The 18,410-nt window shown below is 35.6% G+C and carries 18 protein-coding genes; 15 read left to right on the top strand and 3 right to left on the bottom strand.

Features of this window, described 5'->3' with window-relative positions; all coding sequences use genetic code 11:
- Positions 1 to 145 precede the first annotated feature (145 nt).
- Positions 146 to 1,051, top strand: coding sequence for a restriction endonuclease (locus ACN1CN_RS12970; RefSeq protein ID WP_419135971.1), 906 nt, complete (start codon positions 146 to 148; stop codon positions 1,049 to 1,051).
- A 14-nt stretch (positions 1,052 to 1,065) separates the two neighbouring features.
- On the opposite strand, the gene ACN1CN_RS12965 is transcribed toward ACN1CN_RS12970, so the two are convergent.
- Positions 1,066 to 2,667 carry a Na+/H+ antiporter gene (locus ACN1CN_RS12965; RefSeq protein WP_419135970.1) on the bottom strand — a complete coding sequence of 534 codons (1,602 nt, stop codon included), beginning with the start codon at positions 2,665 to 2,667 and terminating at the stop codon, positions 1,066 to 1,068.
- A gap of 290 nt (positions 2,668 to 2,957) precedes the next feature.
- Between ACN1CN_RS12965 and ACN1CN_RS12960 the strand changes: the two genes are divergently transcribed.
- Positions 2,958 to 5,318 carry a mechanosensitive ion channel family protein gene (locus tag ACN1CN_RS12960; protein WP_419135969.1) on the top strand — a complete coding sequence of 787 codons (2,361 nt, stop codon included), beginning with the start codon at positions 2,958 to 2,960 and terminating at the stop codon, positions 5,316 to 5,318.
- A 103-nt stretch (positions 5,319 to 5,421) separates the two neighbouring features.
- On the opposite strand, the gene ACN1CN_RS12955 is transcribed toward ACN1CN_RS12960, so the two are convergent.
- Positions 5,422 to 6,429 (bottom strand): hypothetical protein, encoded by a 1,008-nt coding sequence (locus ACN1CN_RS12955; protein ID WP_419135968.1) that lies wholly within the window; start codon positions 6,427 to 6,429, stop codon positions 5,422 to 5,424.
- A gap of 354 nt (positions 6,430 to 6,783) precedes the next feature.
- On the opposite strand from ACN1CN_RS12955, the gene ACN1CN_RS12950 reads away from it, so the two are divergent.
- From ACN1CN_RS12950 to ACN1CN_RS12900, 11 genes are all read left to right on the top strand, one after another.
- The gene (locus ACN1CN_RS12950) at positions 6,784 to 6,966 is read left to right on the top strand and encodes a hypothetical protein (RefSeq protein WP_419135967.1); all 183 of its coding nucleotides are present in this window, start codon (positions 6,784 to 6,786) and stop codon (positions 6,964 to 6,966) included.
- A gap of 58 nt (positions 6,967 to 7,024) precedes the next feature.
- The gene (locus ACN1CN_RS12945) at positions 7,025 to 8,728 is read left to right on the top strand and encodes a tetratricopeptide repeat-containing sensor histidine kinase (RefSeq protein ID WP_419135966.1); all 1,704 of its coding nucleotides are present in this window, start codon (positions 7,025 to 7,027) and stop codon (positions 8,726 to 8,728) included.
- Between the two features lie 7 nt (positions 8,729 to 8,735).
- Positions 8,736 to 9,404: a response regulator gene (locus tag ACN1CN_RS12940; protein ID WP_419135965.1), complete on the top strand. Its 669-nt coding sequence runs from the start codon at positions 8,736 to 8,738 to the stop codon at positions 9,402 to 9,404.
- Between the two features lie 151 nt (positions 9,405 to 9,555).
- The gene (locus ACN1CN_RS12935) at positions 9,556 to 9,762 is read left to right on the top strand and encodes a hypothetical protein (protein WP_419135964.1); all 207 of its coding nucleotides are present in this window, start codon (positions 9,556 to 9,558) and stop codon (positions 9,760 to 9,762) included.
- Positions 9,747 to 10,001 carry a DUF4236 domain-containing protein gene (locus ACN1CN_RS12930; RefSeq protein ID WP_419135963.1) on the top strand — a complete coding sequence of 85 codons (255 nt, stop codon included), beginning with the start codon at positions 9,747 to 9,749 and terminating at the stop codon, positions 9,999 to 10,001. The genes ACN1CN_RS12935 and ACN1CN_RS12930 overlap by 16 nt, the downstream gene beginning before the upstream one ends.
- A gap of 2 nt (positions 10,002 to 10,003) precedes the next feature.
- Positions 10,004 to 10,330 (top strand): excalibur calcium-binding domain-containing protein, encoded by a 327-nt coding sequence (locus ACN1CN_RS12925; RefSeq protein ID WP_419135962.1) that lies wholly within the window; start codon positions 10,004 to 10,006, stop codon positions 10,328 to 10,330.
- 13 nt (positions 10,331 to 10,343) lie between these two features.
- Entirely contained in the window at positions 10,344 to 10,739 is a 396-nt protein-coding gene (locus ACN1CN_RS12920; RefSeq protein WP_419135961.1) for a hypothetical protein, read from the top strand.
- A gap of 3 nt (positions 10,740 to 10,742) precedes the next feature.
- A complete protein-coding gene (locus tag ACN1CN_RS12915) occupies positions 10,743 to 12,011 on the top strand; it encodes an ABC transporter permease (RefSeq protein ID WP_419135960.1) in 1,269 nt (422 codons plus the stop codon).
- Between the two features lie 5 nt (positions 12,012 to 12,016).
- Entirely contained in the window at positions 12,017 to 12,916 is a 900-nt protein-coding gene (locus tag ACN1CN_RS12910) for a hypothetical protein (RefSeq protein WP_419135959.1), read from the top strand.
- A 164-nt stretch (positions 12,917 to 13,080) separates the two neighbouring features.
- Positions 13,081 to 13,290, top strand: a complete 210-nt coding sequence (locus tag ACN1CN_RS12905) for a hypothetical protein (RefSeq protein WP_419135958.1) — start codon at positions 13,081 to 13,083, stop codon at positions 13,288 to 13,290.
- Positions 13,291 to 13,505: 215 nt separating this feature from the next.
- Positions 13,506 to 14,858: a GH1 family beta-glucosidase gene (locus ACN1CN_RS12900; protein ID WP_419135957.1), complete on the top strand. Its 1,353-nt coding sequence runs from the start codon at positions 13,506 to 13,508 to the stop codon at positions 14,856 to 14,858.
- Between the two features lie 318 nt (positions 14,859 to 15,176).
- Here the strand turns inward: ACN1CN_RS12900 and ACN1CN_RS12895 are convergent, their stop codons facing one another.
- On the bottom strand, positions 15,177 to 15,794 hold the full coding sequence (locus tag ACN1CN_RS12895) for a hypothetical protein (protein ID WP_419135956.1): 618 nt from the start codon (positions 15,792 to 15,794) through the stop codon (positions 15,177 to 15,179).
- Positions 15,795 to 16,125: 331 nt separating this feature from the next.
- On the opposite strand from ACN1CN_RS12895, the gene ACN1CN_RS12890 reads away from it, so the two are divergent.
- Positions 16,126 to 16,308, top strand: coding sequence for a hypothetical protein (locus tag ACN1CN_RS12890; protein WP_419135955.1), 183 nt, complete (start codon positions 16,126 to 16,128; stop codon positions 16,306 to 16,308).
- Between the two features lie 57 nt (positions 16,309 to 16,365).
- A complete protein-coding gene (locus tag ACN1CN_RS12885) occupies positions 16,366 to 18,075 on the top strand; it encodes an ATP-binding protein (RefSeq protein ID WP_419135954.1) in 1,710 nt (569 codons plus the stop codon).
- Positions 18,076 to 18,410 lie beyond the last annotated feature (335 nt).

Genomic DNA, 18,410 nt, shown 5'->3' with positions numbered 1-18,410 from the left:
TTTAATCGTTAATTAACCACAAAACCTGGTGGTCAATTTGCTCCGGAATCAGGTGGTCAGTTTGCTCCGGAACGGGTGGTCAATTTACTCCGGAATTAGGTGGTCAAATTGACCGGTTTTTCCAGTACCCGATTTTCAAACCATAATGTTACCCTTTTTACAAAACTTAAACGACGGCAATAAACAGCCGTTAAATCAAGTTATGGAAAATTTAGCGAATCATTTTAAACTAACCCCTGAAGACTTAGCCTTACAAGTTCCCAGCGGAAAAATGGGTTTATTTAAAAATCGTGTAAGCTGGACAAAAAGTTATTTAAAAAATGCTGGATTGGTTCATTATCCTGAGCGTGGTGTATATCAAATAACTCCGCTTGGTTTAGATTTTCTGAAAACAAATCCTAAGAAATTAAGGATGCAGGAATTGTTGCAATTTCCCATGTACAAGGAATGGCGATTTAATTTTAACTCAAACGTTGATTTACAAGGGACAGACAAAGAATCAAATAAAATCGACGAAGAAGAACTGACACCACAAGAAAGACTTACTACAACAATCGATGCAATTCATCAACAATTAGCATCCGATATATTAGATACTTTAAAAGAAAATACTTTTCAATATTTTGAAAAATTTGTAGTTCAATTACTTCAATCAATGGGATATGGTGGCTTTAGAAAAGATTCGGGTATAGTAACTGGTGCAATTGGTGATAATGGTATTGATGGTGTAATTTTACAGGATGTACTGGGGTTAGAATCCGTTGGCATTCAGGCAAAACGTTATACTACTAATAATGCTGGTTCTGGAGACATCAGAAACTTTATTGGTTCACTGGCAGTTAAAGGATTTAATAAAGGTGTTTTTTTAACAACTTCTTCATTTTCTCCAGAAGCAATAAAAACGGCATCCGAAAGCAAACAACACAAGATCATTCTTATAGATGGCAAAAAATTAGCCAATTTAGCTATTGAATTTAATGTTGGAGTTCAGGTTGAACAAATTATTCAATTAAAAAGAATTGATATGGATTTTTTTGATGATACATTATAAAATATTATAATCCCCTACTCCTCATACATCTCCATCCACAATCTGGTCTCTTCTAAATCCAGTTCTTTTTCAATTTTCCTGAAAATCTCTTCGTGAACAGAGCCTGTTTTGTGCATGAGTTCCAGTTTGGCGCGTTCTACGTTTAGAAGGTCTATTTGAAGTTTGGTGAAGTCGTTGAAGATCTCTCCTCCCAAAACCTTTCCTTTTCCGAAGAAATTAGCCGGGAGTTCGGTTTTCTGGAGGCGATTGAATTTGACTTCGTATTTGCTTTTGATGTTGTGGAGCAGGTCATCATTAAGCAACGAAAAATTATCTTCGATATGGGTAATGGTTTGCGAAACGATAGTATTTCGTATTTCGTATTCTTCAGCAAGAATCGAATAGGGCTGTACTTTTAGTTTTTTAATCAGCCACGGCAAAGTAAGTCCCTGAACGACCAAAGTCGAAAGTATTACACAAAATACCAGGTAGATGATGAGGTTTCTTAAAGGGAATTCGGTTGTTTTGTTCATCATTAAGGGCAAGGCCAGCGCGGCCGCCATGGATACTACTCCACGCATTCCGGACCAGCCGAAAATAATCATGTTGCGATAATCGAATTCTTCTTTGAGACGGATTCTTTTACTAAGTATTCTCGGAAGCAAAGTAGCCGGCACCACCCATAAAAAACGAACCAAAATCACCACTATACTTATCGAAGCGCCCCAAACAAACAAGGACCAACCGGAGTAATCCCCTATTCCGTCAATAATTTGCCGCAGCTGAAGTCCGATTAAAATAAAAATCAATCCGTTTAAAATATTGGTCAGAACACTCCAGATTGTTCCGGTCATCATTCGGCTTTCATGGGTAAAAATCGTTCCGGATCTGGCTGATAAAAAAAGTCCGGTGGCGACTACGGCCAAAACTCCCGAACATTCAAAATGCTCTGCGATTAAATAAGAGGCAAAAGGTGTCAGCAATGTCAAAGTGGCTTCGATTACCTCATCGCAAACAAATCTTTTGTGAATATAACTCATGATATACCCCACAGCCAAACCGATTGCGATTCCCGCTACAGACATTACCACAAAGTTTAATCCAGCCTGCCAGAGTACAAAATTACCGGCTGTAATTGCGGTTAATGCATATTTGTAAGCCACCAGACCACTGGCGTCATTGACCAAACTTTCGCCTTCGAGAATGGCAATCAATCTGGGATGCAAACCCAACCCTTTGGTAATCGAAGTTGCAGAAACAGCATCCGGAGGCGAAACTATCGCTCCTAAAAGAAAAGCCAAAGGCCACGAAATATCATCAATAAGCAGATGTGCTGCAATCGCTACTGCAACTGTTGTAAATAACACCAAACCTACAGCTGCCAAAGTAATTGGCCGGATGGTTTGTTTAAAATCGGACCAGCTGGTGTACCAGGCGGCGTGGTATAAAAGCGGTGGTAAAAAAATAATAAAAACTACTTCGGGACTCAACGCAATTACCGGAAGTCCGGGAATGATACTAATTACCACACCACAAAGTACCAGCACAATGGGAATTGGAAAATTGTATTTTTTACTAACAAGACTCAAAAAAGCGACTCCAAATAGTAACATGATAATTACAGTAATATTTTCCATTTTCGAATTGTTTTGGGATTTCGGTTATAATACTACGAATATAATATTTTTAAAACTTTAGTTAGAATTATGTTTCTGAGTGTTGTTTTTTTACATCCCAGAAAATTAGGTATCAACAATATTAAAATGTTTTTTCTACAAAATTAAAAATCCAAAGAATCGTTTTAATCTGTGGCAAAAACAGGTGCAAGTGCTATATAAAATCAAATGAGTTCAAGTTCATTTAACCAAATTTTATTACATCCGACATCATAAATACTTTAAAAAAAATTACATTTGAACCTTAATCCATGTCTCAAATTATGATCCTGAAAAGAAATTTTATAGGTGTATTGGCCTTGCTGGCTGTCTTTTTTTATGCACCGATTGTCTATTCTCAAACTGCTCCGTCGAAAACAGAAACCAAATCAAAACTATTTGAAGATACTACCACAGATAGTGACTATCTAATGGCGATCGAAAAAGCCGGAGAAGTTTTGGAATCTGCCCATAATGACACTGAATTTGATGGAAACAGCCATCGTTTATTTGGTGAAATCAAAGGAACACAAAGCAAACTTGACCTTATTCTGGCTAGCTTAAAAGGAGCAAATCCAAATGTGCGCAACCAGCAAATGTATCGTATCGTACTCAAAGAAATTGAGCAGGAACTTGACGAACAAAATACTGCAATCAATTCGCGCAACCTGGCACTTGAAAAAATCAAAAGCAGGGTAATTGACCTGCGTAAGGATAAAACCCTAATGGGACTTTTGAAAGATACCGTTCGCCGCAAGCAATTTAAACAGGAGTTTGCGAATCTGAAAAAGAGATACCTGAGTACAGACAGTCTGATGACCAAAAACCAGGCTATTTTAAACCACAATAAGCGATTAACCGTTGAGAGAAAAATTGCGGTATCAAATGCCTTAATTACTGTGGAAAGCAAGCTGGAAAAATCCGGAATCAGTATGCTTAAAAAAGAATATCCTGTTTTATGGAGTACCAGTGATTCTACAGCCAAAAAAATAGTAGGCAAAAACATTAAAGCCAAAATAATTATTGAAGAAAACGTTGCGGAATATTACCTAAGTTACAGAGCCGGTGGTTTAATCACACTACTTTTGTTGATGGGATTATTGGGTTGGTACATTTCCCGCAATTTAAAATACCTCAACAGTAATGCACATGCCGAAAACCTGTCTCAGCTTAACTTCAAATACATCAATCGCGGTGTTCTTATTCCGGTCGCAGTCATTGGTCTTAACATTGCTGTAGTCAGTAATTTATATGCTCCTGCCTTGTTTATCGAATTGATTCAGCTGGTTCTTCTGGGATTACTTACGGTACTTTTTAAAAACCAATGGTCGGCCGTTGCCATGCGCAATTGGTTGCTTCTTTTAGTCTTGTTTTTTATGCTGTGTTTCTTGGACCTGTTTATCCCTGTTGGTTTTATGCAGCGTTGCGCCTTTATTGTGATCAATATCTTAGGAATCCGCTACGGTTTCGTACAGATTAAAACGTTAAAAGACCAATTGTACATCAAAGGTTTTTTTAAATGGGCTACCATCATTTTTATCGGTTTGAATGCTTTATCCATTTTCGATAATCTTTTCGGAAGGGTTTCACTTGCCAATATGTTAAGCCTTACCGCTTTTATATCGCTGACGCAGATTGTGGCATTGAGTGTCCTTTTAAAAATCGTACTCGAAATTATTCTTTTACAAATTTACACCACTCGTATCAAGCGTGGTATTGAAAAGATTTTTGATCACGAAAGTCTGTCCGACACACTAAAAAGACCGTTCATTATTGTGATCAGCTATATGTGGATTATTGTTATCGCGGCCAATTTAAACATTTGGGAATCGCTACGCACGGGTTTAGGTGCGTTACTAAGTCACCCAAATACCATTGGAAGTATCACTTTTACACTGGGCAATATTGTGTTATTTTTTATCATCATCTGGGTCGCGCATTTACTGCAAAATTATGTCGCTTATTTCTTTGGTGAAATTGACGATGAAAACGAAGAAACCATCAACAAAAGACAGCATTCTAAACTACTCATTACAAGACTTGTTGTTTTAATCAGCGGTTATCTTTTGGCCGTAGCCGCTTCGGGAATGCCTTTAGACAAACTGAGTATTCTGCTGGGTGCCCTTGGTGTTGGTGTGGGACTTGGTCTTCAGAATGTCGTGAATAATTTCGTTTCGGGTATCATCCTGATTTTTGATAAACCAATTCAGATTGGTGATGTGATCGACATTAGTTCTGAATCTGGCCGAGTAAAATCGATGGGATTGCGTACCACCAAAATCAACTCTTCAAACGGTGCCGAAATCATTATTCCGAATGGTAATTTATTGTCACAAAACATTACGAACTGGACGTATACCGACAATTTTAAACTCGTTGAAATTACTGCCGAAGTTACGGGTGATGTTATGCCGGAAGCAATCAATGCTATTATTCTGGAATCGCTCGAAAGTATGGCATTGGTGAATACCACCAAAGTTCCGCAAATTTATTACAGTGCCATTTCTGATGGAAAATTCAAATTACAAATAAAATTCTGGTGCAGCATTTATCGCACCGAAGAAACCATTAGCAGTGCAAGACAGGTGCTCTTCAGTAATTTTAAAACAAAAGGTTTGACGTTATCCACCTAGATATTCATCATCCGATACTTTAATTTTAAAGGAATAAAAAAACGGAAATGACTTTTTATAAAGTTGTTTCCGTTTTTGCATTTTAATCTTCTGATGGAGTAATTTACTTCTTTACATACTTATTCAGTATATAATGTGTTACAGGTCGCAATGGACTATTATTTTCCGGATGCCTGCCATGCGCATCAAAAAAGTCAATTCCGTTTGCTGTTTTAGCATACCATACAATCGCTACTCCGTTTTTATCAAAATAAGTCGTCGTATCACAAACCTTAATCTTTTTAAGATGGATAAGCGTCGGATCTATTATTTCAATATTAGCAGATTTGGCATAACCTTCTATTTTCAAATCACAATCTACCATTTCATAATGGTCGCCCGACCATTGCATGCATTCCTTATCTTGAAAAGCAAAATAAGTAATTACACTTATTAAACACAAAAGACCTACAACTCCCATAATGGTAAAATGCATTTTTGTTAGAAATTTAGGACTAGGGCCAGGATTAGAGTCAGAATCAGGAATTTTTTCAACACTTACATTTACAAATGAATTGATTTTTGGTTTTATCGCTTCAATACCACTTAATTCTTCCCTTCCACTCACTTTTTCTCTTTCTTTTCTATCCAAAAATTTGTCCAGAATTTCAGAGCCCGCACTTACTTCCTTTTGTGGATTCAATACTTCTATTTTGCTTTCATCTTCAATCGGTTCTTCATCTTCAGGTTGGACCTCATCTTCAAACAACTCACGAATTCTAAATTTATTAAAAGGTCTTGCTTTAAAATCTACTAAGATTGCAGCCATATTTACCGCATCCACATTTGCGGGATCGGATTCTCCTTTAAAAAAATTTTCGATGGGTCTGAATTTATCGATTTGCTCCTCAAACTTGTTCTTTTTATTCACATCAAAAGCTAATCCTAATAAAGAACTAAAAACATTTAAATCGTCCTGATTTCTGTTTTGTTGCTGAAATAACTCCCAACACAAATTACGGAGCTTCGCTCTCGTAGGGCTATTCAAATAAACAAAATGTTCGCCGTTTTTTTCTATCTCATATTTCTTTTTAACAGCTTTTTTATAATCTTCAAAAGTATTGTTTGGCATAGGCTTTAGGATTTATAAGGATTTCTTAATTGGATTTTCAAGGACTTTTACGGAATTATCAGGACTTCAAAAAATACATCGGAATTCCTGGAATTCCGTATCAATACAGGCTTACAAGCGTCGTTACTTTGCCTTCAGAATCAGTTAACGTTTTGATCTTCAGGTTAAAACAAAAGCACTAAACTAGTTCAATTAAAAAGTGCGGAAAACCGTAAAACGGAATTTATCCGGGAAGTATAAATGAAAATTTTACTGTCTGCGCACTTCACTTCCCACCAAAATTGGCATTGCCATAACATGATTCAGAAAAGTTCTGAACGGGCATGCCGCATATAATTTTTAAATCCAAAAACCATGAAAAATTTATATTTGATGGGAGCAATTATGCTTCTTAGTGCCTCTTTATACTCTTGCACCGCTGACGAATACGATACGGCAAAAACAAATGACAAACCTGCAATACCTGCATATGCTGACGGTCCCGGAGATCAACCCATAACGGTTCCACCGCCACCGCCACCGCCACCAGTAAAATAAAGGTGAAGTAAGATATTTCATTAACAATTAATTAGTATTTTCGGGGAAAGTAACTTTTATGGTACGATCCCCGTTTTTTTATTTTTTATTTTTCCTGCTCCTTCTTTCCTGTCAAGAGCAAACTACCCCTACTTCTAATGCTTCATCCATCAGAAAAGATGCTATAGACTATGTTAATAAAGGAAGGGTTAGTTTTCAAAACAAAAACTTTAACACCGCATTCTATCAATTTAATAAATCAAAAATTGCCTCCGAAGCTATAAAAGACAGCGCCAATGTGGTGTACAATCTTATCCAGATGGCTAATATCCAGCAGATCAATGGAGATTATTACGGTAGCAAAGAAACCTTAACCGAAGCCCTGCCCTATCTCAAAAAGAAAGATGTTTATAGTGCTGCTATTAATAATTTATTTGGTATTGCTGACAAAGAACTCTCTATTTACAATGATGCTATTTTCTTCTATAAAGAAGCTTTAAAAGACTGTACCGATGATGCATCCAGACAATCTCCTTTGAATAATATTGCTGTTGTTTACATTCAGCAGAAAAAATATAATGAAGCGATCAATATCTTAAACACCATATTGGATAAAAAACTCTTAGATAAGGAGCCACCCAAAAAAGCAAGGGTTTTAGACAATCTGGGTTATGCCTATTTTAAAATGGGTGAGACGGAAAAAGGATATTCCCTGATGAACGAAGGACATAAAATGAGAACTCAGAGCGAAGATTTCTATGGTATTATCGAAAGTAATTTACATTTAGCCGAATTTTATTCTAAATCAAATCCCCAAAAATCAAACCAATATGCTCAGGCAGCTTATCAACTTGCGACACATTTCAATAGTGTTGATGAACGCTTAAGGGCTTTGTCCTTTTTGATTTCTAATGATTCCGGAATTAAAAACGTACAGTATGCTCAAAAGTTCATTTTCCTGAACGACAGTATTATTAAAATCCGAAACAATTTTAAAAATAAATTTGCCAAAATTAAATACGATTCTAAAAAAGAGAAAGATGAAAATCAGAAACTCCGTTTAGAAAAAGCCGAAAACTTATTATCGCTTCAGGAAGCCAAATATCAAAGGTTGTTTTTTATACTTGGAATTGCTATTTTGATTCTTTCCATATTGTATTTGAGAAAGTTTTATCAAAACAGAAACCGAATCGGAAAAATAACAGCGGCATACGACACTGAAACCCGAATTGCCAAAGACATTCATGATGAACTGGCCAATGATGTTTTTAACACCATCACTTTTACTCAAACACAACCTTTGGAAAGTACTAATGTAAAAGACAATTTAATTCAAAAACTGGATCATATTTACAATAGGGTTCGCAGAATTTCAAGAGAGAATAATGAAATTGATACCAAAGCCAATTATGCGATCAACTTAAAAGAAATGCTTTCGACTTATAACAGCCCCACTACAAACGTCATTATTAATAATATCGAAAAAGTAAGCTGGGACCTCGTAGACGACGTTAAAAAGGTTGCTGTACATCGAATTCTACAGGAACTAATGGTCAATATGAAAAAGCACAGTCAGGCATCAATAGTCGTTTTAAAATTTGAAAGCACCACCAACAAGATACTTATCGACTATACCGACAACGGAAAAGGCTGTCAAAATGATAAAATTATTAAAAATGGTCTTCAAAATATGGAAAACCGTATTCGGGCCATAAAAGGAACTATTATTTTTGACACTGAACCTAATAAAGGTTTTAAAGTAAAAATAACAATGCCTAAATAAGAACTCTATGTTTAAAAAAGTAATAGTTGCCGAAGACCTTGATACTATGAATTTAGGAATCGAACAAGTCTTAAGAGATTTGGATATTATCAATTTTCAGCAATCCAAGTATTGTGATGAAGCCTTTCTAAAAATACGCAAAGCCATTCAGGATAATGAACCTTATGATTTATTAATTAGTGACCTTTCGTTCAAAACAGATCACCGCGAAGTAAAAATTGCCAGTGGTGATGAACTGGTTCAAAAAGTACGTGAATTACAACCCAACATTAAAATCATTGCTTATTCGGTGGAAGATAAAAGCTACCGCATTAAATCCCTTTTTGACAATGCAAAAGTGAATGCCTTTGTATCAAAAGGTCTGAATAGCATCGAAGAACTAAAAAAAGCAATTCACATGATCTCGACTTCAGATCAAAGGTTTATTTCACCCGAAGTAGCTTCTTCACTTCAGGAAAAAAACAACTTCGAAATCGATGATGTCGATATTAAAATTCTGAAATACTTATCAGCAGGAACGTCACAGGATGAAATCATAGAAATTTTTAAAAGCACCGATATTAAGCCCAATAGCAAAAGTGCCGTGGAAAAAAGATTGTCTAAACTCAAAGACTTTTTTAAGGCAAACAATACAATTCATTTGGTTACCATTACCAAAGACATGGGAATTATCTAAAAGTCCCCTGTACTTCATTATACCTTTCAAAGCTCCTTCGGGGGCTTTTTTTATGGCCTGAATATAAATTTTATGGATTATGGATTTCCGTAAAATACTGGTTTCAAATAGGATTAAGTTTGAATTATAAATCCATTTAAACTCAAAAACAATGAAAACTTATTACGTAAATGACACAGCACAAAAAAACGAAGATCACGAAGTTCATACTGATGAATGTCCTTATTTTAAATCAATTACAAGTAAAACACGACTAGGTGTTTTTTCAAACTGTAAAGATGCCGTTGATCGATCCAAGAAAATCTATCCAAACTCTGACGGATGCGCCTATTGCTGTCCTGAATGTCACAAAAGGTAATTTTTATCATGGGCTTTCGATTTCAAAAAAGAATAAAACTGGGAGGAGGCTTTGGCTTAAACTTAAGCAGATCCGGAATTTCTCCCAGTTTAAGAACAAAAATGGGAACATTTACTAAGAGCGGCTACTCTGTAAAAACCGGAATATCCGGACTACGATACCAAAATAGCGGATGCGCTGTACTAATCGCATTTACAGGAATTATAACATTTTTAATTTTCACTATAAAACAACTATAATCATGGGATACAGAAAAGGTTATTTTAAAAAAGACGGAACGTATGTTCAGGGACATACTACCAGATCCAGGTCCAAATCTTTTTCTAATAAGAATAACGGCTGCATGTTACTATTACTTCTAGCAATGACATTTGGATTGGCTGTTTCTTGTTCAGAATCATCGGATTCTTCAGTCTCAGGCTCAAATACAAACTCAAATTGTCCAACTAAAACGTGTGGTGATTTTACAAGTCAGGCACAAGCCCAGGCTACCTATGACAGTAACAGAAACTGTTACAAAAACCTCGATCGGGACGGCAATGGTAAAGCTTGCGAATCTTTAAAATAAACAACGATAAACAATGATAACACTAGAACTTAAGAGCCACTTTTTGAGATTGTATCAAATGGCACTAGCAGATGATCAATTTGATGTATTAGAACTGCAAATGTTATATCACTTTGCAGATGAACGAGGAATTCCCAGAGAGGAATTGGATAAGCTTTTTCTAAACCCAATTAATACCGACTTAATTGTTCCTGAAAAGCTAAGCAGCAGAATCGAGTATTTATACGATTTCACAAGAATCATTTGGGCTGACGGAAAAATTACTGAGGACGAACTCAATATGCTCAAAAAGTACTGTCGGAAATTTAATTTTCTGGAGAAAAACATCAATGAACTATCCGACTATCTCATTGATTGTGTTCAGAAAAACATTCAGAAAGAAGAAATTATTAGTCAATTAAACTCGTAACACATGAAATCACTTACACAACTATTTAGTTTAAAAAAAACAGACGATATTCAAACGAATGCTTTTGAGGAAAATGAAAATGATCGCGAGCAAATCAGAATAACGTATTACCAAAGTGGGTTTGCAGCATCCATAAAAGCAACCGGAAAACCTATTGTTTTAAAAACCTGTTTACAAAATTTGTACATGAGCTTTGAAGATCAGTGCCGAAAACAAAAACTGGAACAGGACCGATTAAAGCAGCCTTATAAAGAAGAACAGGAGAAAAACCGAACCGAACTTAAAAAGTCGGAGGCCGCTATTGGCATCTACGAAAAAAAAGAACAGGATATAAATGAGGAAATTGACCAGATCAAAAACGAAATCATTGAAGTAAAACGCAATCCCGATAAATACGGAATTGAAGATGGAAAAGGCCTGAAAGCGCAATTCTACATTGGTTTATTCTTATTGCTTCCCATTACGCTTTATGTACTGGTATTTTATATTTCGGCATCTTACTCTGCTTTCTTCAAAGAATTCGCCAATGACAGTCTTACCGCGGCCATTTTTGATGCAAATGCCCTAACCAATTCTTTTAAAGCAAGCTGGCTTGAAGGAGTTTTGGTCGTTACAATTCCGTTTGTCTTTATGGGGCTGGGATATGTAATTCATATGGTGCAAAAAGGAAAAGGGCTAAAAAATATCTTAAGAATGGTTGCGCTCTTTGTCACCACCTTTTTGTTTGATGCGTTGCTGGCCTATCAGATCGAAAAGAAAATATATGAATTTAACAAAACCACCGATTCTGCTCCCTACAACTTAAACATTGCCTTAGGGGAAGCCGAGTTTTGGATGATCATATTTGCCGGGTTTGTGGTGTATATTATTTGGGGACTTGTCTTTGATTTTGTGATGAAAGAATTTGAAAACATTGATAAAATCAGAGCCTTTATCAGAGGTAAAAAAGAAAATCTACTGGATCTAGACAAACTAAAAACCGAATATCTAAACAAGACCAATGATTTTAAACAACAGATCGTGACCATCAATGGAAAAATTTCAGAATTACAATCTAAAATAGATGGTTTTGTATTTCCTGTTAAAGAATATCTGCACTACCACCATCAATACAAAGAAGGATGGTTTCAGGCAATTAGTACCGAAATAGCGCTTCCGTATACTGAAAAAAGCGAATTGTTGGAAAGCTGCGAACTGTCCTCCGAAGAACACTTAAACAGATTGAACTTAGTTGATCCCGATTTTCAACACTTAGTATATTCCAAAAACTAATAGCCATGAAAAACAGTCTTACCATACTTGCAATCTCACTACTGCTGGTTTCAATTTTTTCGTGCAGGCAGGAATCTGGCAAGGAAGAAAAAGAAACCTCATCCAAAGACCCCCTATCAGAAAACTACAACATCAGTATCCTTCTTGATTTATCAGACAGAATAAGTCTGGAGAAAAATCCGAATCCAACAATGGAATATTATCAAAGAGACCTGGGGTACATAAAATCTGTTTCTGAAGCTTTTACACAGCATTTAAAATCCAAAAGAATAAGGCAGATTGACGATAAAATGCAATTGTTTTTTAATCCGGAACCTCTGGATCCCGAAATCAATACAATTGCTAAAAATCTCAGAATCACTATTGATAAAAACAATGCTTCTAAAAATTTACTGAATTCTATAAATTCAAATTATGCCGCACAAACGTCCAAAATCTATGATTCTGCCATAAAAGACGATCATTTTATTGGCTCTGATATTTGGAACTTTTTTGATACCAAAGCAAAAGATCAGTGTGTTGAAAAAAACTATCGAAATATTTTAATCGTATTAACCGATGGTTATATGTATCATGAGAACACCATAATAACCGAAGGCAACAGAACCACCTATCTCACACCAGAACTGATCAGAAAAAATGGATTAAATACCAAAGACTGGAATAAAAAATTACACGAGCATGATTTTGGCTTCATTAAAATAGGAGAAAATTTATCCAATCTTGAAGTACTGGTTTTAGGCATTAATCCGGGTAAAAAAAATCCTTATGAAGAAAAAGTAATTAAGGCCTATTGGACAAAATGGTTTACAGAAATGAAAGTGAACCGTTTTGAAATCAAAAATGCCGATCTGCCTTCTAATATGGAGCAGATTATTAAAGATTTTATCCTGCGTCAGAAATAAGTCAAAGAAAACGAAACCGTTTAAAGAGGAATTTTATTGTCCTCTTTTTTCCATTTACAGAAACTTCAAAAATTATTCCGTTGAAAAGCAAAATTGAAACCGAAGAATCTACCAAACATTCTTTTGTTTTAATTCAATAACGAACATACTCTAAACCCATTCCTATGAAATACATTTTACTCCTTCTTCTTATAATTCCGGCCTCTTTTCACCCATTTGAAGCCAAAGTATACATCTGCGGTCCAACAGGTGCCAAAAAATTCCATTACAATGAAAATTGCCGTGGTCTGACCTCTTGTCGCAGTGAAATTACGAAAGTAACGCTGAAGCGTGCCCAAGGTCTTGGACTTAGCCTTTGCGGTTGGGAAGATTGATCTTTTTAAGGCAAACCAGAATCATTTAATCATTTGATAATAATCACTTTACATTTAATTCACATTAGTTTTATTAATTTGATTAAAACTAAATATCATGAAATTCTTTAATCTAAATTTTCTGGTTTCATTCAAAGAATGGCTTTTTTTAAGAGCGATGCAATCTTCTTTCCTTCATTAATAAACGACAATTTTAAAAAGGAAAGCACAATTGAATGAATAAAGTTGAGACCTCATTTTTGCACAAAAACCAGTTTGGAGATGATTTCTTGTGGGGTGTTTCAACCGCCGCTTTCCAAATTGAAGGCGCACCTGATACCGATGGCAAAGGACGTTCTATTTGGGATGTTTTTACTTCTCAAAAAGGAAAAATAAAAAACGGACATCATGCCTTAACCGCTTGCGATTTTTACAATTCGTACCAAAACGATATTGACTTAATCCGTGAATTGAACATTCCGAATTTTCGATTTTCGATTAGCTGGCCCAGAATCATGCCTACCGGAGTTCTTCCGGTAAATGAGGCCGGAATAGCCTATTACAACAAAATTATTGATTCGCTGCTCTCCGCCGGAATAGAACCCTGGATTACACTTTATCATTGGGATTTACCGCATGATTTAGAAGTAAAAGGAGGCTGGACCAATCGTGAATCAGTTAGTTGGTTTTCAGCATACGTTGCCGTTTGTGTGCAGCATTTTGGTGATCGTGTTAAAAACTGGATGGTGATCAACGAGCCTTCGGTTTTTACAGGAGCCGGATATTTTTTGGGGATTCATGCCCCGGGAAAAAAAGGCATTACCAATTACCTCAAAGCCATGCACCATGTAACTTTAGCGACAACTGCGGGTGCCAAAATAATTCGAAACCACATACCGGATGCCCATATTGGCACCACATTTTCCTGTACACATATTGAGCCGGCAACAACCTCTTCAAAAGACGTTGAGGCGGCAAAAAGAGTGGATACACTATTAAACCGAACTTTTATTGAACCTATTTTAGGTTTAGGTTATCCTCAGGCCGATCTGCCTGTATTAAAAAAGCTAAATGCTTATATTGTAGAAGATGATCTCAATAATTTGTCTTTTGACTTTGATTTTATCGGTCTGCAATGTTACACCCGCGAAGTTGTAAAATCGTCTTTGCTCATTCCTTACATTGGTGCCGAACTCATCAGTGCCGAAAAAAGGAATGTTATTTCAACTGACATGGGATGGGAAGTGTACCCGCCTGCTCTTTATCAGGTACTCAAAAAATTCAACGCGTATGAAGGCATCAGAAAAATCATTATTACCGAAAATGGTGCCGCTTTTCCGGACACACTAAAAAATGGAAAGGTGTACGACATCAAACGCACGCATTATATTCAGGATCATTTAGAGCAAATACTCAAAGCCAAAAAAGACGGCCTTGCAGTGGACGGTTATTTTGTCTGGACGCTTACCGATAATTTTGAATGGGCCGAGGGTTACAATGCCCGATTTGGATTAATACACGTCGATTTCGACACACAACAAAGAACTATTAAACATTCGGGGTTGTGGTTTAAAGATTTTTTATCCTAAAATTACCTGCGCTGCAAAAAGCCATTTCACGACAATCCAATTAGCTCTAAAACAAATTATTTCGGCATAAAAATTAAGGTTATAGGGCCACAAGGTTCCCAAAAAAAAAGTGCTTTTTTATAGCAAAAAAACACCTATTTTCCTTGTATTCACTAGGTTTATTGGTTATTTTTTCTTATCTTTATAGTATAAATAACAGTACCTATATGCCGAAAAACAAACTATCTAAACGCCCAAATTGCGCCTCAAAAAATTATTCTTTTACACCTTTCTTCACGCATTCTATTTTTGAGAATGCTTCCCTACTTCCATTAGAAACTATTCCGTTTGGTCTTTTTTCTTCACAAAGTACAAACGCGCAGAAGACACAAAAGCGACCGCCCCAACCGTAGCTGTAATTATTTTTCTTGGATAGATTTTCTTGACTATTTTTTTAGAGAGTACGTACTTAAAATTATAGAAACGATTTCCTTTTTGAGGGTAGCTTTCCACAAGATTACCTTCTTCTATGATCTCTATCTGAGCCGCTGCATTCATTTCGACAACACTTACCATGTGTTTGGCCTCATTGATTCGGCACTTTTCATTGAACTTTTTAAAAGGGCGTGGCTGAAAATCGACGATAACAGCCGCCAGATTTATCGCATCAATATTCGATGGGTCTGTTTCGCCTTTAAAAAACGTTTCGATGGGTCTGAACTTGTCTTTTTGTTCGTTAAACTTATTCTTTCTCGTATGGTCAAATTCCAAACACAATAAATTTCTAAAAACATTTAAATCGTCCTGAGTCGGGTTATTTTCGTAGATAATCCAACACAAATCACGGAGTTTTCCGCGGGAGGGGTTGTACAAATAATCGAAATATTCTCCTTCTTTCTCAATCTCATATTTATTCTTAATCGCTTTTTTAAATTCTTCTAAAGTCTGGCTATGCATGTTATTTTTTTAGGATTTTTTAGGAATTTTTGGGAATCTCAGGAAAACGTGGGAATTCTGGGAATCCCTTACCAATAAAGGCTTAAAAGCGTCTTTACTTTGCCATAGAAATTAGTTCAAGTTTTATCTGCAGATTAAAACAAAAATATAAAACTAGTTCAAATTAACAGTGTAAAAAAACAGTAAGACCGAATTTATTCGGGAAGTATAGATAACGTCTTACAGTTCTACACATTGTACTTCCCAAAAAACCAAATTGGTATTGTCCTAACCAACCTCCGGATCAACTCCGGTCAGCAATACCCATGTCTAATTTCTAAATCTAAATAAAATGAAAAAGCTAATAATTTTTATCGCTTTCACGATACTATTCACCATGTTCTCCTGTACACCTGATGAATACGAAACTCAAACCAAACAGGAAACAAAGAAATCTATTGAGCCTGCAAAACCAACTTTTGCAGATGGTCCTGGCGATGGAACACCACCTCCTCCACCACCACCAGAGATTTAATAAAGATATTATTTTTAGTATCTAATTAATTACTATTTTCGGGGAAAGTAAATTTATATGTTACGGTCCCCGTTTTTTTATTTTATTCTTCTTCTTTTTCTGTTTTCCTGCAAAGAAAAAAAGGTTCTAAATACAAACACAGAAACTATCCGAAAAAAAGCTCTTAGTTTACGAAACCAAGGGGTTGAAAATTACAATAAACAAAACTTCAACACCGCCTTTTATCAATATCATAAATCCAAACTACTCTTTGAAACTATAAAAGATAGTGCCAACATTGGATATGTACTAATTCAAATAGCAGCAATTCAGCAATTTAACGGAGATTATTATGGCGGCAAGGAAACGGCTACCGAAGCACTGTCTTATGTTAAGAAAAAAAGTGTTTACACAGCGTCTATAAACAATCTATTAGGTGTTGCTGATAAAGAACTTTCCCTTTACAATGATGCTATTTTTTATTACAAAGAAGCAGTCAAAGACTATGTAACTCCAATTGAAAAGCTATACCCTTTAAACAATATCGCAGCCGTTTATATCCAACAGAAAAAATATAACAATGCGATCACTCTTTTAGAATCTCTTTTAAGTAATCAGTTATTAAAAGAAAAAGTTCATGCTAATAAAAGATCCCTGGTTACGGATAACTTGGGTTATGCTTACTTCAAGAATGGAATGGACCAAAAAGGTTTCCTTTTAATGAATGAAGCGTTCCAGATCAGAACTGAAATTAAAGATACCTACGGCAGTATTGAAAGTTATCTGCACCTCGCCGATTATTATGCTAAAAAAGACATCCAAAAATCAGACGAAAATGCTCTTGCAGCTTATGACATTGCCACAAAACTAAACAGTGTAGACGAAAGACTGGAAGCACTGCAAATTTTAATTTCAAACGATCACAGTCCCCAAAATAGCAAATACGTTCAAAAGTACTTTACTTTAAACGACAGCATTATTAAGGTCAGAAACAACTTCAAAAATAAGTTCGCCAAAATTAAATACGATGCTAAAAAAGAAAAGGATGAAAATGCAAAGCTTCGTTTAGAAAAAGCAGAAAATCAACTATCTCTCCAAAGAGCTCAGTACCTGAGAATTGTATCTGCAATTATTTTCTTCTTCTTAGTGGTTCTAATTGTAATTGTAATTCGCTACTATAAAAATAAAAACAGAGCGATCGAATTTAAAACTTCCTATATAACCGAAGCCCGAATTGCAAAAAAAATCCACGATGAACTAGCAAATGATGTATTCCATGTGATTGCTTTTGCCGAGTCCCAATCGCTGTCCAAAGAAAGTACCAAAGAGAATCTGCTCCAAAAATTAGACGATATTTACGGTCGTGTAAGAGGAATTTCGAGAGAGAACAATAAAATTGATACCGGTGTAAATTTTACCAGCAGCATCAAAGAAATGCTCTCGACTTACAATACCAACGAAAGAAATATCATTGTAACCAACTTAGAGACGATCAATTGGGAGGCGATTAACGATACCAAAAAAATTACCATCAGCAGGATTTTACAGGAATTAATGGTGAACATGAAAAAACACAGCCAGGCTAGTATAGTTGGAATAAAGTTTGAAAATAACGAAAAATCAATCTCCATACATTATACGGATAACGGTAAAGGTTTTGAAAAAGCCAGTACCGCAAAAAATGGTCTGCAAAACATGGAACACCGCATTCAGGCTGTTAAAGGATTTATTGATTTTGAGACAGAGCCCGATAAAGGATTTAAAGCAAACCTATCCATACCGAAATAAATACAAACTAAAATTTAACATCGTAATTGCAATCCCTAAGCTCCTGATGAACTGAAAATAAAAAACCTTTCAAGATTACTCTCAAAAGGCTTTTCCTTCAAAAAACAGGTTGATAAAAAATTCCTGTATATTTTAGCTATAAGCTATAGGCTTTAGGCTGTACATAATCAATTTAGTTTCCTATCACAGTATAAGGAAAGATTCCAAATTAACTCCATTAAATTAAACAGGTATAAATACCTATTAGATTACAAAAGAGAAATCTTAGTTTTAAACATTCATAATTTAATCTATGCTAATGTGGTTTTCCGTAAAGGAGATATTAATTTAATCAT

It is taken from the genome of Flavobacterium sp. T12S277 (assembly GCF_048514875.1).
In the GTDB taxonomy this organism is placed as follows: domain Bacteria; phylum Bacteroidota; class Bacteroidia; order Flavobacteriales; family Flavobacteriaceae; genus Flavobacterium.
The sequence above is the reverse complement of the archived record's forward strand: the minus strand, read 5'-3'. Positions and strand labels throughout refer to the sequence as shown.